Below are 12,630 nucleotides of genomic sequence, written 5' to 3'. Positions count from 1 at the left end.
CGCATCATCCTGGGGAGGGCGATCCGTCGCCCGCGGGGCGGCCGCGCCGCGCACTGTCCGGTCGACCGCCACCCGAGGAGCCCCCATGCCCACCGGTCTCTCCGTCCATATCGGACTCAACCAGGTCGACCCCGTGGCGTACGACGGCTGGAGCGGCGAGCTGAAGGCGTGCGAGCAGGACGCGGCCGACATGGCCCGGCTCGCCGCTGCCGCGGGCTTCGAGGTCACCGGCCCGCTGCTGAGCGGCGGTGCCACCGCCGAGGCGGTGACCTCCGCGCTGGAGACCGCGGCCGGGCGGCTGGTCGAGGGCGACATCCTCTTCCTCACCTACTCCGGCCACGGCGGTCAGGTGCCTGACCTCAACCACGACGAGAGCGGCGACCGGCTGGACGCGACCTGGGCGCTGTACGACCGCCAGCTGGTCGACGACGAGCTGTTCGCGCTGTTCGGCAAGTTCGCCAAGGGCGTGCGCATCTGGATGCTGTCGGACAGCTGCCACAGCGGCGCGGTCGCCCGGCGGCTGCCCGAGGTGCTCAGCGCGGACGAACTCGGGCGCCGCTTCGACACCGACGACCCCCGCGAGATCGGCAGGCGGCTGCGGGCCATGCCCCAGCCCGTACAGGCCGCCGTCTACGCGCGCGACCGCGACCTCTACGACCGCATCCAGAAGACCCGCACCGCCAAGGACCTCGCGAGGATCGACGCCGGGGTGCTCCACATCTCCGGCTGCCAGGACAACCAGACCTCCGCCGACGGCACCGTCAACGGACTGTTCACCGGCACCCTGCTGGAGGTCTGGCGGGGCGGGGTGTTCCCGGGCAGCTACCGCGCGCTGCACCGGGAGATCGTCCGGCGGATGCCCCCGGACCAGACCCCCCATCTGGCGACGGCCGGAGCCGCGCGCCCCGCCTTCGCCGGGCAGCGCCCGTTCACCATCTGACGGTGGCCGGGTCCCCCATCGGTGGTGCGGTGGCGCGCGGGGCGAGGTATGACAGAGGGAGGGCACGGCGAGCCGGTGAGGTGCCGGTATGACGACGCATGACCGTCTTGACCAGGACAGCGAGGCGGACCGGGCGGGTGACGACGGCCTGGCCTCCGTCGCGGGCGGGGTGCTCGACCTCCTGCGGGTCGCCGCCGTGGTGCTCGACGCCGACGGCCGCGTCACCCTGTGGAGCCCCGAGGCGGAGCTGCTGTTCGGCTTTCCCGCCGCCGAGGCGCTGGGGCGCCGCGCGGACCTGCTGCTCGTCCGCCCGGAGGACCGGCGGGCGGCCGCGGACCTGTTCGCCCGGGTCCGGGCGGGCGACACCTGGGCGGGCGTCTTCCCCGTCCGCCGCCGGGACGGCTCCACCGTGCGCGTCGAGTTCCACACCATGGGCCTCCACGACAGCCACGGCGACGCGTACGCCCTCGGGCTGGCCGCCGACGAGGCGACCGTACGGCGCGTCGAGACCGACCTGGCCGTATCGGGCCTGCTGATCGAGCAGTCGCCGGTGGGGCTCGCGGTGTTCGACACCGAGCTGCGGTGGCTGCGCGCCAACCCGTCGCTGCAGAGCATGAACGGCATGGCCGAACCCCTGGTGCGCGGGCGCCGGATCAGCGAGATGCTGCCCGGGCTCGACACCGAGGCCATCGAGACCGCCATGCGGCGCGTCCTGGCCACCGGGGAACCGATCCTCGACCAGCAGACCATCGGCCGCACCCCCGCCGACCCCGACCACGACCACGCCTGGTCGGAGTCGTACTACCGGCTGGAGGACTCCGGCGGCCGGGTCCTGGGCATCGCCGTCTCGGTCATCGACGTCTCCGCGCGCCACCGGGCGGCCAGCGAGGTCGCCGAGGCGCGCGAGCGGCTGGCCGTCGTCGCCGACGCGGGCGTCCGCATCGGCACCACCCTGGACCTGCGGCAGACCGCCCAGGAACTCGCCGACGTGGCGGTGCCCCGGCTCGCCGACCTCGCCGCCGTCGACGTCCTCGACGCGGTCGTGCACCGCGAACCCGTGGCCCGGGTGCGCAGCGACGGCTCGGCCCGCTTCCGGGCGCTCGCCGTCGCCGCGGGCTACCCGACCGAGGCCGTCCACGCCGCCGACCCGGTCGGCGAGATCGCCCGCTACGGCCCGAACCGCATGATCGCCCAGTGCGTGCGCGACGGCGCGCCGATCCTGGTGCCGCACACGTCCGAGCAGGACATACGCCGTATCGCCCGCGACGAGGCCGCCGCCGACGTGCTGCGGCGCGAGGGCGTCCACTCCTACATCGCGGCCCCGCTCATCGCCCGCGGCAGCGTGCTCGGCACCCTCAGCCTGCACCGCACGGTCAACCCCCGGCCGTTCGACGAGGACGATCTGACCCTCGCCTGCGAGCTGGCCATCCGCGCCGCCCTCGCCATCGACAACGCCCGCCTGTACGGGCGGGAACGCGACGCCGCGCTCACCCTCCAGCGCAGCCTGCTGTCCCTGCCGCCGCGCGACCTCGACGGCCTGGAGACCGCCTCCCGCTATCTGCCCGCGGTCAGCGCCGCCGGTGGCGACTGGTTCGACGTGCTGCCGATGGAGGACGGCAGGGTCGGCCTGGTCGTCGGGGACGTCATGGGCAAGGGCATCCACGCCGCCGCGATCATGGGGCAGCTGCGCACCGCCACCCGCGCCTTCTCCAAGCTCGACCTGCCGCCCGTCGAGCTGCTGCGCCACCTCGACGAGATCACCAGCACTCTGGGGGACTCCATCGCCACCTGCCTGTACGCGGTCTGCGACCCGCGCACCGGGCACTGCGAGCTGTCCACCGCGGGCCATCTGCCGCCGGTCCTGGTCCACCCGGGCGGCGCCGCCGAGCTGATCGACACCCCGAGCGGCGCACCACTGGGGGTGGGCGGCGTTCCGTTCGCCTCGGTCGACTGCGAACTGGCCGAGGGCGCGGTGCTGGCCCTGTTCACCGACGGCCTGGTGGAGAAGCGGCACGAGTCGCTGGACGTCGGCCTGCACACCCTGGTCCAGCTGCTGCGCCGCCACCGGCACGGCTCGCTGGACCGGATCTGCGACCAGGTGCTGGCGGCGCTGCACGGGGCGCCGGACGACGACGTGGCGCTGCTGCTGGCCCGGCTGTGCGGGCGCTCGTGACATGGGTACGGTGGGATAAGCCGTACATGCCCGGAAGCGACCGGAATCGGGATGGCATTGTTCCCATGCACCAGCTCGCCCGCGCGTCCACCGTCCTGATCGTCCTGATCGCCGTCGTCCTTGGCCTCGGCGTTGGTGTTGGCGTCGGCGGTACGGCCGGGGCCCGCGCGGCGCCGGAGCCGGAGCGCGGCCCCGAGCCCCAGGTCGCCGTCATCGGCACCGGCGGCACCATCGCGGGCGTGGCCAAGAGCCGGGTGTCCTTCCAGAACTACGAGTCCGGCCAGCTCCCGGTGTCCCGGCTGGTCGACGACCTGAGGCCCGAGGTGAACCGGCTCGCCGACGTCCGGACCCGGCAGTTCGGCAACAAGGACTCCAACGACTACTCCGTCTCCGAATACCGGAAGCTCACCGCCGCCGTCGATGACGCGCTGCGGACGAACGACGCGGTCGTCGTCACCACCGGTACGGACACCATGGAGGAGTTCGCGTACTGGCTGGACCTCACCGTCCGCAGCGACAAGCCCGTGGTGCTCACCGGCGCGATGCGCCCCTGGACGGTCATCGGCTCCGACGGCCCCGCCAACCTCTACAACGCGATCCACCTCGCGGCGAGCGGCCGCACCACGTGCTTCGGGACCGTCGTCATGCTCAACGACCAGATCCAGGCCGCGCGCGATGTCCGCAAGGCCGACGCGCTACGGCTCAACGCCTTCACCAGCGGCAGCAGCGGTGAGCTGGGCGTCGTCGACCAGAACCACATCCGCCTCGACCGGGCCCCGGCGCGCGTGCGGGAATGCGGCAAGCCGGGCTGGCAGACCCCCTTCGACCTGGATCGTCTCGCCCGGCGGCCGCTGCCGAAGGTCGAGATCGCCTACAGCTACCAGGGCGCCGGGCCCGAGGCCGTCAAGGCGTTCGCCGACGCGGGTGCGGCCGGTATCGTCACCGCGGGCACCGGGGCGGGCGGTCTCTCCCCGGCCATGACGGAGGCGCGTGCGGACGCGGTGAAGGACGGCGTGCTCTTCGCGTCGGCCTCGCGCACGGGGTCGGGTGCGGTGTACGACCCTGATGTGCGGGGTGTGGTCGGTGCGCAGGATCTGACGCCGCAGAAGGCCCGGCTGCTGCTGACGCTGTCGCTGGCGAAGACCCACAACGAGGACCGCATCCAGCGCTGGTTCACCACCCTGGGCCCAGAACGCCTGGTCAGGTGAACCAGCGGCGGCCCTGCCCGGTGAGTACGCGGCCGAACTCCAGCTCGGGGAAATGGGCGCCGACGCCGATAGCCGTCTCGTCTTCGAGTTCACGGAACAGCCGCTCGCGCACCCGTTGCGCGAGCCCGGGATCGACGTCGCCCATGGAACGCCAGGTGGGCTCGTCCAGCTGGACCGGGCAGACGACCGCGTCGCCGAGCAGAATCGCGCGGCGGCCCTGGGAAGCGACGATGACACACAGGTGCCCGGGGGTGTGTCCGGGCGTCATGGTCAGGGTGATACCGGGTGCCACCGTCGTGTCCTGGTCAAGCAGTTGGAGGCGGCTGCCCCGCTCGGCGGTCGCCCTGAGGCCGTCGCGGATGTGGTCGGGCATCGCCCCGTTCGGGCCGTCGACGAAGTGGTCCCAGTCGCCCGCGCCGAACCAGATGGTGGCACCGGCGAACACCGGGTCGGCGTTGCGGTCGAAGAGCCACCCGCAGTGGTCGGAGTGGAGATGAGTACAGACGACGTCAGTGATGTCGGAAGGCGCCACACCGATGGCGCGCAGTCCCATCAGGAGCTGACCGCCGACGAGAAGCCGGCGGGGGCTGTGGTCGTCGATCGCGGGTCCCATACCGGCGTCGACGAGGACGACGCGGTCGCCGGTGCGGACGAGGAAGCAGCCGATGGGCAGCCAGGCCATGTCGTCGGGCCGGAGGAACAGGTCCTCGTGGCCTTCGGGGTGGGCGTGCTCGCCGAAGTAGGCGGGCGAGGCGCGGAAGGTCCCGTCGGTGAGGGGATGGATCGTGAGCTCACCGATCCGCATCGATTCCTCCGGGGGCGTGGGTGATGAACGGGTGTGACGGGCCTGGGGCCGGCGTGGGGAGTTACGCCGCCTCCGGCCGTGGACGCCAGGTGCCGTCGAGCGGGATTCCGGCGGCCGCGGCGACCTGGTCGCGGGATGCCACCAGCCGTGTCTTCAACGCGGGCAGGTCCACGTCCACCAGCGCGCCGTCCCGCTTGACGACCCGTCCCGCGACGAGAACCGTGTCGACCAGGCCGGGGTGACCGGCCGCGACGATCGTGCCGGCCGGATCGGTTGCCGGGAGCACGGTGATGTCGTCGGTGCTCAGCAGGATCACATCGGCGTCCTTGCCGGGCGTGAGACTGCCCGTGCGGGCGGCGAGGCCCAGCGCGTGGGCGCCGTCGACGGTGGCGAACTCCAGCAGGTCCCGGGAGTTGAGGCCGCCGTCCAGACCGCGCTGTACCACGAAGGCGGTGCGCATGGTGGCGAACATGTCGCCGCCGACGGACGGGACGTCGTCGACGGAAAGCGTCGGGCGCACTCCAGCGGCCAGCATCCGGCCGGTCATCGGCCAGCCGAAGCCCATCCGCAGCTCGACGTCCGGGCTGATCGACACCGAGCTGCCGGCGTCGGCGAGCATCCGCAGCTCGTCGTCACCGAGCCCGTTGGCGTGCACGAATGTCGTGGTGTCCCGCAGCAGCCCGTGCTCGCGCAGGTCCGCGATCGGGCGCTGGGTGCCGTCGGAGGTGACGTGGACGCTGGTCCGCAGGTCCAGCTCGGCCGCCAGCTTCAGCTCCTCGGCGACGGTGTCCATGCTGGTGTCGTCCGCGCCGCGCAGCCCGAACGCCATGGTGACCAGCCCGTCCCCGGGAAGCGCGGCCCGGACGCGGCGGATCTCGGCGTCGACCGGGCCGGTGGTGCCCCACCCCGCGCCGTGGCAGAAGACCGACCGTCCGGCCGTGTCGCGCAGCGCCTCGACGGCGGCGTCGGCGTGCTCGGGGCCCTGTGCGCAGTGGAACCAGTCCAGCATCGTCGTCACACCGGAGTGGAGGGCCTCCAGCCGGCCGAGCAGGGTGCCCAGGTGGACGTCCTCGGGCCGGTAGTGAGGCTTGAGCGTGCCGTGCATCGCCACCGCCCACTCGGGGAACGTCCAGTCGGCGCCGACGCCGCGGAACGCGGTCTGCCAGGTGTGCCGGTGGGTGTCGACGAAGCCGGGCATGACGATCCGGTCGGTCGCGTCGATCACCTCGGCGTCCGGGGCTTCGATCGATTCGGCCACCTCGGCGATCACGCCGTCCTCGATCAGCACGTCACCGCGTTCGAGATCGCCGACGGCCGGGTCCATGCTGACCACGGTGCCGCCGGTGAGCAGGGTCCTCATCTGAAAACTCCTCCACGAGAAAGGGGGTTGTTCGTCCGGGTCGACGACTCGGCAGAGTGTTGTTGATCAGCGCGTCGCCATGGGTCGATCTCGGCAACGTTGGCAGGAAATTGCGCCCGAACGAGCCATCAAGTTGTGGTACACAGCAAAATCGAGCAATAATCTGCCCTTATGGATGAGGTAGATCGGTCCATCCTCGCCGTGCTCGAAAAGCACGGGCGGATCAGCAACGCCGAGCTCGCCGCCCGGGTCGGCCTGTCGCCGTCCCCCTGCCTGCGGCGCGTGAACCGGCTTGAGGAAACCGGCGTGATCCGCGGTTACCGGGCGGAGATCGACCCCGCGGCCCTCGGCCGCGGCCTCCGCGTGTTCGCCGGTGTCCGGCTCATGAGGCACAAGCGCGCCGACGTGACCGCGTTCGAACGGGCGGTGGTCCAACTGCCCGAGGTGGTCCACGTCCATCACGTCACCGGCAACTACGACTACCTGCTTCAGGTCGAGGTCGCCGACCTGGCTGCCTACGAGGACTTCCACGCCAACCGGCTGGCCGACCTTCCCGGCGTCGCCATGGTGAACAGCTACGTCACCATGAAGACGCTCTCCGCCCACACCCCGTGACACACGATCCGCTCAGGTGCCCACGGCGGTGGCGGCCACCGCGTCGGCCGCGGCCAGCGCGTCGGCGACCAGGTCGGCCGTGTCCTCCGTGCCCGCGGCCAGCCGGACCAGGCCCGGCGGAACCGCGGCGGCGAGCTGGTCCTCGCTGAGCATGCCCCGCCACATGGACGCGGGGTGCACGGCCAGCGATTCCACGCCGCCGAGGCTGGCCGACCGGCGGGCGTAGCGCAGTTGGCCGAGGAACGCGTCGGCCGCCTCGAAACCGCCTGCGAACTCGATGCCGAGCGCCCCGCCGAACCCGCTCATCTGACGTGCGGCCAGCTCGTGCTGCGGGTGGGACGCCAAGCCGGGATAGTGCACACGGCTCACGGAGGGATGGTCGTTCAGGGCCTCCGCGAGCGCCTGGCCGTTGGCGTTGTGCCGGGGCATCCGCAGCGGAAGGGTGCGCATCCCGCGCAGCAGCAGCCACGCGTCGAACGGGCCGAGGACGGCACCGGTCAGCAGACCGGTATCCCAGATCCGGTCCAGGAGCTCGGCCGGGCCGGCCAGCACTCCGGCGGACACGTCGGAATGACCGTTGAGGTATTTGGTCGCGCTGTGCCAGACCAGATCGATGCCGGAGTCCGCCGGGCGCTGGTTCAGCGGCGTGGCGAAGGTGTTGTCCGCCATGGTCGGTACGTCGTGCGCGCGGGCCAGGTCCGCGACGGCGCGCAGGTCGGTGATCTGGAGCAGCGGATTGCTCGGGGACTCCACCAGGATCAGGCGGGTCCGCGGGGTCAGGGCCTTCTCGAAGGCCTCCGGGCCGGTCTGGTCCACCAGGGTGGTCGACACACCGAAGCGGGGCAGCAGGTTCAGCAGGACCGACGCCGTGCCGCCGTAGGTGGACCGCTGCCCGATGACATGGTCACCGGTGGACACCAGGGCCAGCACGGCGGTGGTCAGCGCGGCCATCCCGGACGCGGTGACCATGGCCGCCTCGGTGCCCTCCAGCTCCGCCACGACGGCCGCGACCTGGGCGTGGTTCGGATTGCCGAAGCGGGTGTAGAAGTCCTGGCCCCGCCGGTCGACCGCGGCGCCGGCGAACGTCTCCGCGTCCGCGGCCGAGAACGCCGCCGTCTGGTAGATGGGCGGCGCCACGGCGCGGCTGGGCCGGACCTCTCGATCGGTGTGGACGGTGACGGTGCTGTGGCCCGGCATGGTTGCCCCTTCGTGGTCCATCGGTATGACGCGCTCAAGCGTGGCCGACGGGTCCGTCGAAGTGAACCGATCTCAGCAATGTTGGCAGCATATTGCGCCGGAGCGAGGCACTGGATGGTGCTAGGGGAGCGATTCGAGCAATATTGTGCTCATGGCGCCACCTGTGGACGGGTCACAGGGCGATCGTGCCGCGGATACAGATGGTCGTGGCACCACTCACCCAGACGGTGCCGTCCGCGTCGGCCGTGACCTCGATGGTCGCGGCCCGTCCCACCCGCGCGCCCTGGGAGACCCGATAGGTCGAGGAGACCGTGCCGGTGGTGGTGAGCCACTGTCCGACGGCGGCGTTCATACTGCCGCAGGCGGGGTCCTCGGCCACTCCGCAGCGGGGCGCGAAGGTGCGCATCTCGAAGTCGTGCGGGGAACCGGCGGAGTAGGCCCCGATCGCGCCGACCATCGCGTCCGGGATGAGGGAGAGGTCGGGTTCGAGGGCGAGGACCTCCTCGGCCGTGGGCAGTCGGAGCACGGCCCAGCCGGGTCCATTGTCGACCCACTGGTGCGCGAGGACACGGTCACGGCCGATGCCGAACGCGGCGACGACCTCCTTCAGGTACGCGTCGTCCAGCGCGCCGTCGCGGACCAGCGGCGGGGCGGCGAACGACAGAACGCCGTCGCCGCGGCGAACGGTGACCAGACCGGCGGCGCACTGCTGCACGATGCGGTCGGCGTGCCGCGGCATGCCGCCGCCGTCCAGCCAGGCGCGAGCGGAGCCGAGGGTGGGGTGTCCGGCGAACGGCAGCTCGCTCTGGGGCGTGAAGATCCGTAGCCGGTAGTCCGCCTCCGGGACGGTGGCGGGCAGCACGAACGTGGTCTCGGACAGATTGGTCCAACGCGCCAGGTGCTGCATCTCCTCGTCGGTCACGTCCGTCCCGTCGAGGACGACCGCGACCGGATTGCCGCGATAGGGGGTCGTGGAAAACACGTCAGCCTGTACGAACGCGCGGGTGCGCGGCATGGTCATCACGGCCTTTCGGTAGCGGATAACAGCTTCATCCCAACGGGCGCCGGTCGGTTGGGACATAGCCAGTGACGACAAAGTGGACTGGCCCGCTCCCGCGGCCCGCTACTCCACGCCGCGGAACGTGGCGCGGTACGTCGTGGGGGAGATGCCCAGGGCCTCGCGCAGGTGCATCCGTAGCGACGCCGCCGTGCCGAAGCCCGCTTCCGCCGCTACCTGGTCCACCGGGAGGTCGGTTTCTTCCAGGAGCTGGCAGGCGCGTTCCACGCGGCGCTGGGTCAGCCACCGCACGGGGGTCATACCGACCTCCTCCCGGAACCGGCGCGAGAACGTCCGTACGCTCATCGACTCGTGCGCGGCCAGTTCCGCGAGGGTCAGCGGGCGGTCGAGGCGGGTCAGGGCCCAGGCGCGGGCCTCGCTCGTGGAGGTGCCGTGCGGGGCCGGGACGGGGCGGCGGATGAACTGGGCCTGGCCGCCGTCGCGGTGCGGGGCCACCACGGCGCCGCGCGCGACCTCACCGGCCACCGCGGAGCCGTGGTCGAGCCGGATCAGGTGCAGCAGCAGGTCGATGCCGGAGGCGTCCCCGGCGGAGGTGAGGACGTCGCCCTCGTCCGCGTACAGGACGTCGGGGTCCAGCTCGACCGACGGGTACAGCGCCCGGAACTGGTCGGCGGCCTGCCAGTGGGTCGTCGCCCGGCGGCCGTCCAGCAGACCGGCGGCCGCCAGGACGAAGGCGCCGGTGCAGATGGAGGCGATGCGGGTGCCGGGGCGCCGGATGTGGGCGAAAGCGTCGGCCAGGGCGGGGCCGAGGCGGCCCTCGGTCTGCGGCGCGTCCTTCTCGTTGGCGGCCGGGACGATCACCGTGTCGGCCTCGGCCAGCGCTTCCGGCCCGTGGGCGACGTTCACGCTGACGTCGGAGTCCGTACGTACCTCACCGGGCACCAGCGCGCACGTCACCACCTCGTACAGCGGCTCGCCGGACGCCGAGACGGCCCGGCCGAACAGCCGGTGCGCCATGCCCAGCTCGAACGGCAGCAGCCCGTGCCGCACGAGCACGGCCACCCGGTGGCGGTCCGGGTGGGTGAAGGCAGCGGCCATGGCCCGATTCTCGCACCTCGGGCGCACAACAGAGTCAGTGCTTGGCGCGGCTCGGCTGGACCCGCTTCGGCTCGCCCTTCATCTTGGGGTGCTCCGGCGGATACGGAAGGTCGCCGAGACCGTGATCCCGCTCGTCCCGGTCGGCCAGTTCCAGCGCGCCGTCCAGCCGGTACGTGTGCTCCTCCATGTCCGCGTGTACGTCGCCCACCTCGCGGTAGCGCACCGGCATGGTGGCCAGGTCGAAGTCGCGCGGCCGGGCGTCCGGCACCTCGTCCCAGCGCAGCGGGGCGGAGACCGGGGCGTGCGGCCGGGGGCGTACGGAATAGGCGCTGGCGATGGTGCGGTCCCGCGCGGTTTGATTGTAATCTACAAAGATCTTTTGGCCGCGTTCCTCCTTCCACCACGCCGTGGTGATCCGCTCCGGCGCCCGCCGCTCCAGCTCCCGCGCGACCGCGATCGCCGAGCGCCGCACCTGGGTGAAGGTCCACTCCGGCGCGATGGGCACGAAGACGTGCAGCCCGCGCCCGCCCGAGGTCTTGGGCCAGCCCCGCAGCCCCAGCTCGTCCAGGACCTGGCGCAGCTCGCCCGCCGCCCGCACCGCGTCCGCGTAGTCCGTGCCCGGCTGCGGGTCGAGGTCGATACGCAGCTCGTCGGGGTGCTCGGTGTCGCCGCGCCGCACCGGCCACGGGTGGAAGGTCAGACAGCCCAGGTTGGCGGCCCACACCACGGCCGCCGCCTCGGTGGGGCACAGCTCGTCCGCGTACCGCCCGCTGGGGAAGGAGATGCGGCCGGTCGGGATCCAGTCGGGCAGGTTCTTCGGCGCGCGCTTCTGGAAGAACGATTCCCCCTCCACCCCGTCCGGGTAGCGCTCCAGCGTCGTGGGCCGGTCCCGCAGCGCCCGCAGCACACCGTCGCCGACGGCGAGGTAGTAGCGGGCGAGGTCGAGCTTGGTGAATCCGCGCTCCGGGAAGTACACCTTCCCGGGGTTGGACAGCCGCACCGCGCGCCCACCGACGTCAAGCTCCACCGTCTCTGCCATACACCAACGCTAGGGCCACTCCGCCCGCTCCACCTCCCGGAAGCCGTCTCCCGGCGGGCGCGCGGGGCCCGGCGGCCGCACAATCGAAGACATCATGGACCTTCCGGTGATGCCCCCGGTGGCACCGATGCTGGCCAAGTCGGTGGCCAGCATCCCGCCCGGGATGCGGTACGAGGCGAAGTGGGACGGCTTCCGGGCCATCGTGTTCCGCGACGGGGACGAGATCGAGGTCGGCAGCCGCACCGGCAAGCCGCTCACCCGCTACTTCCCCGAACTCGTCGACGCCTTCCGCACCCAGCTGCCGCCGCGCTGCGTCCTGGACGGCGAGATCGTCATCGCCCGCGAGGGCCGCCTCGACTTCGACGCCCTCCTGGAGCGCATCCACCCCGCCGACTCCCGGGTACGGATGCTGGCCCGGACCACCCCGGCGGGCTTCGTCGCCTTCGACCTCCTCGCCCTCGGCGACACCTCCTACCTGGACGCACCCCTCACCGCGCGCCGCGACGCCCTGACCGAGGCGCTGCGCGACGCCGCCGACCCCGTGTTCACCGCCCCCTGGACCGACGACCTCGACGTGGCCCGGCGGTGGTTCGACACTTACGAGGGCGCCGGGCTCGACGGCATCGTCGCCAAGCGCCCCGACCTCGGCTACCGGCCCGGCGAACGCGTCATGATCAAGGTCAAGCACGAGCGCACCGCCGACTGCGTGCTGGCGGGCTTGCGGCTGCACAAGTCGGGGCCGGTCGTCGGCTCCCTGCTGCTCGGCCTGCACGACGCGAGCGGCCGCCTCCAGCACGTCGGTGTCTGCGCCGCCTTCCCGATGCGCCGCCGCCAGGAGCTGATGACCGAACTGGAGCCGCTGCGCATGGAGTCGGTCGAGGGCCACCCGTGGGCGGACTGGGCACGGGAGGAGGCGCACGAGCGGAGCCGGATGCCGGGCGCGCCCAGCCGCTGGACCGGCGTCAAGGACCTGTCCTGGCTGCCGCTGCGCCCGGAGCGGGTGTGCGAGGTGGCGTACGACCACATGCAGGGCGACCGCTTCCGGCACACCGCCCGGTTCCGGCGCTGGCGGCCCGACCGTGAGCCGGGGGAGTGCACGTACGCGCAGCTGGAGGAGCCGGTGTCGTACGACCTGAGCGAGGTGCTGGGCGGCTGACGCACGCTCTAGCGCTGGGCG

At 72.3% G+C, this 12,630-nt stretch carries 11 protein-coding genes; 5 read left to right on the top strand and 6 right to left on the bottom strand.

Annotated elements, in window-relative coordinates; all coding sequences use genetic code 11:
- Positions 1-85 precede the first annotated feature (85 nt).
- The 3 genes from ACWC5C_RS10035 (at position 86) to ACWC5C_RS10025 (ending at position 4,321) form a co-directional block, all read left to right on the top strand.
- The gene (locus tag ACWC5C_RS10035) at positions 86-940 is read left to right on the top strand and encodes a caspase family protein (RefSeq protein ID WP_450874969.1); all 855 of its coding nucleotides are present in this window, start codon (positions 86-88) and stop codon (positions 938-940) included.
- An 88-nt stretch (positions 941-1,028) separates the two neighbouring features.
- Positions 1,029-3,113: a SpoIIE family protein phosphatase gene (locus tag ACWC5C_RS10030; protein WP_450874968.1), complete on the top strand. Its 2,085-nt coding sequence runs from the start codon at positions 1,029-1,031 to the stop codon at positions 3,111-3,113.
- 65 nt (positions 3,114-3,178) lie between these two features.
- A complete protein-coding gene (locus ACWC5C_RS10025; RefSeq protein ID WP_450874967.1) occupies positions 3,179-4,321 on the top strand; it encodes an asparaginase in 1,143 nt (380 codons plus the stop codon).
- Here the strand turns inward: ACWC5C_RS10025 and ACWC5C_RS10020 are convergent.
- Together ACWC5C_RS10020 and ACWC5C_RS10015 are read right to left on the bottom strand one after the other, a co-directional pair.
- A complete protein-coding gene (locus ACWC5C_RS10020; RefSeq protein ID WP_385444156.1) occupies positions 4,314-5,126 on the bottom strand; it encodes an MBL fold metallo-hydrolase in 813 nt (270 codons plus the stop codon). The two genes, ACWC5C_RS10025 and ACWC5C_RS10020, sit on opposite strands and share 8 nt — an antisense overlap.
- A 61-nt stretch (positions 5,127-5,187) precedes the next feature.
- Entirely contained in the window at positions 5,188-6,486 is a 1,299-nt protein-coding gene (locus ACWC5C_RS10015) for an amidohydrolase family protein (RefSeq protein ID WP_450874966.1), read from the bottom strand.
- Positions 6,487-6,657: 171 nt separating this feature from the next.
- Between ACWC5C_RS10015 and ACWC5C_RS10010 the strand changes: the two genes are divergently transcribed.
- Positions 6,658-7,101, top strand: coding sequence for an Lrp/AsnC family transcriptional regulator (locus ACWC5C_RS10010; RefSeq protein ID WP_450874965.1), 444 nt, complete (start codon positions 6,658-6,660; stop codon positions 7,099-7,101).
- Positions 7,102-7,113: 12 nt separating this feature from the next.
- Here ACWC5C_RS10010 and ACWC5C_RS10005 read toward each other — a convergent pair whose 3' ends face one another.
- The 4 genes from ACWC5C_RS10005 to ligD form a co-directional block, all read right to left on the bottom strand.
- Positions 7,114-8,298 carry a trans-sulfuration enzyme family protein gene (locus ACWC5C_RS10005; protein WP_450874964.1) on the bottom strand — a complete coding sequence of 395 codons (1,185 nt, stop codon included), beginning with the start codon at positions 8,296-8,298 and terminating at the stop codon, positions 7,114-7,116.
- A gap of 172 nt (positions 8,299-8,470) precedes the next feature.
- Positions 8,471-9,319, bottom strand: coding sequence for a PhzF family phenazine biosynthesis protein (locus ACWC5C_RS10000; RefSeq protein WP_450875144.1), 849 nt, complete (start codon positions 9,317-9,319; stop codon positions 8,471-8,473).
- A 102-nt stretch (positions 9,320-9,421) separates the two neighbouring features.
- Entirely contained in the window at positions 9,422-10,414 is a 993-nt protein-coding gene (locus tag ACWC5C_RS09995; RefSeq protein WP_450874963.1) for a GlxA family transcriptional regulator, read from the bottom strand.
- 34 nt (positions 10,415-10,448) lie between these two features.
- Positions 10,449-11,453 carry a non-homologous end-joining DNA ligase gene (gene ligD, locus ACWC5C_RS09990; protein WP_385444146.1) on the bottom strand — a complete coding sequence of 335 codons (1,005 nt, stop codon included), beginning with the start codon at positions 11,451-11,453 and terminating at the stop codon, positions 10,449-10,451.
- 94 nt (positions 11,454-11,547) lie between these two features.
- On the opposite strand from ligD, the gene ACWC5C_RS09985 reads away from it, so the two are divergent.
- Positions 11,548-12,609, top strand: coding sequence for an ATP-dependent DNA ligase (locus ACWC5C_RS09985; RefSeq protein WP_450874962.1), 1,062 nt, complete (start codon positions 11,548-11,550; stop codon positions 12,607-12,609).
- The last annotated feature ends 21 nt before the right edge of the window (positions 12,610-12,630 follow it).

It is taken from the genome of Streptomyces sp. NPDC001700 (genome assembly GCF_053596435.1).
Note: the sequence above shows the minus strand (reverse complement) of the source record. Positions and strands in the feature narration are given on the sequence as shown.

What these genes read in the sequence shown, in the direction of transcription:
- ACWC5C_RS10035 (WP_450874969.1), top strand. Translation starts at nt 86, where the DNA reads ATGCCCACCGGTCTCTCCGTCCATATCGGACTCAACCAGGTCGACCCC.
- ACWC5C_RS10030 (WP_450874968.1), top strand. Translation starts at nt 1,029, where the DNA reads ATGACGACGCATGACCGTCTTGACCAGGACAGCGAGGCGGACCGGGCG.
- ACWC5C_RS10025 (WP_450874967.1), top strand. Translation starts at nt 3,179, where the DNA reads ATGCACCAGCTCGCCCGCGCGTCCACCGTCCTGATCGTCCTGATCGCC.
- ACWC5C_RS10020 (WP_385444156.1), bottom strand. Translation starts at nt 5,126, where the DNA reads ATGCGGATCGGTGAGCTCACGATCCATCCCCTCACCGACGGGACCTTC.
- ACWC5C_RS10015 (WP_450874966.1), bottom strand. Translation starts at nt 6,486, where the DNA reads ATGAGGACCCTGCTCACCGGCGGCACCGTGGTCAGCATGGACCCGGCC.
- ACWC5C_RS10010 (WP_450874965.1), top strand. Translation starts at nt 6,658, where the DNA reads ATGGATGAGGTAGATCGGTCCATCCTCGCCGTGCTCGAAAAGCACGGG.
- ACWC5C_RS10005 (WP_450874964.1), bottom strand. Translation starts at nt 8,298, where the DNA reads ATGCCGGGCCACAGCACCGTCACCGTCCACACCGATCGAGAGGTCCGG.
- ACWC5C_RS10000 (WP_450875144.1), bottom strand. Translation starts at nt 9,319, where the DNA reads ATGACCATGCCGCGCACCCGCGCGTTCGTACAGGCTGACGTGTTTTCC.
- ACWC5C_RS09995 (WP_450874963.1), bottom strand. Translation starts at nt 10,414, where the DNA reads ATGGCCGCTGCCTTCACCCACCCGGACCGCCACCGGGTGGCCGTGCTC.
- ligD (WP_385444146.1), bottom strand. Translation starts at nt 11,453, where the DNA reads ATGGCAGAGACGGTGGAGCTTGACGTCGGTGGGCGCGCGGTGCGGCTG.
- ACWC5C_RS09985 (WP_450874962.1), top strand. Translation starts at nt 11,548, where the DNA reads ATGGACCTTCCGGTGATGCCCCCGGTGGCACCGATGCTGGCCAAGTCG.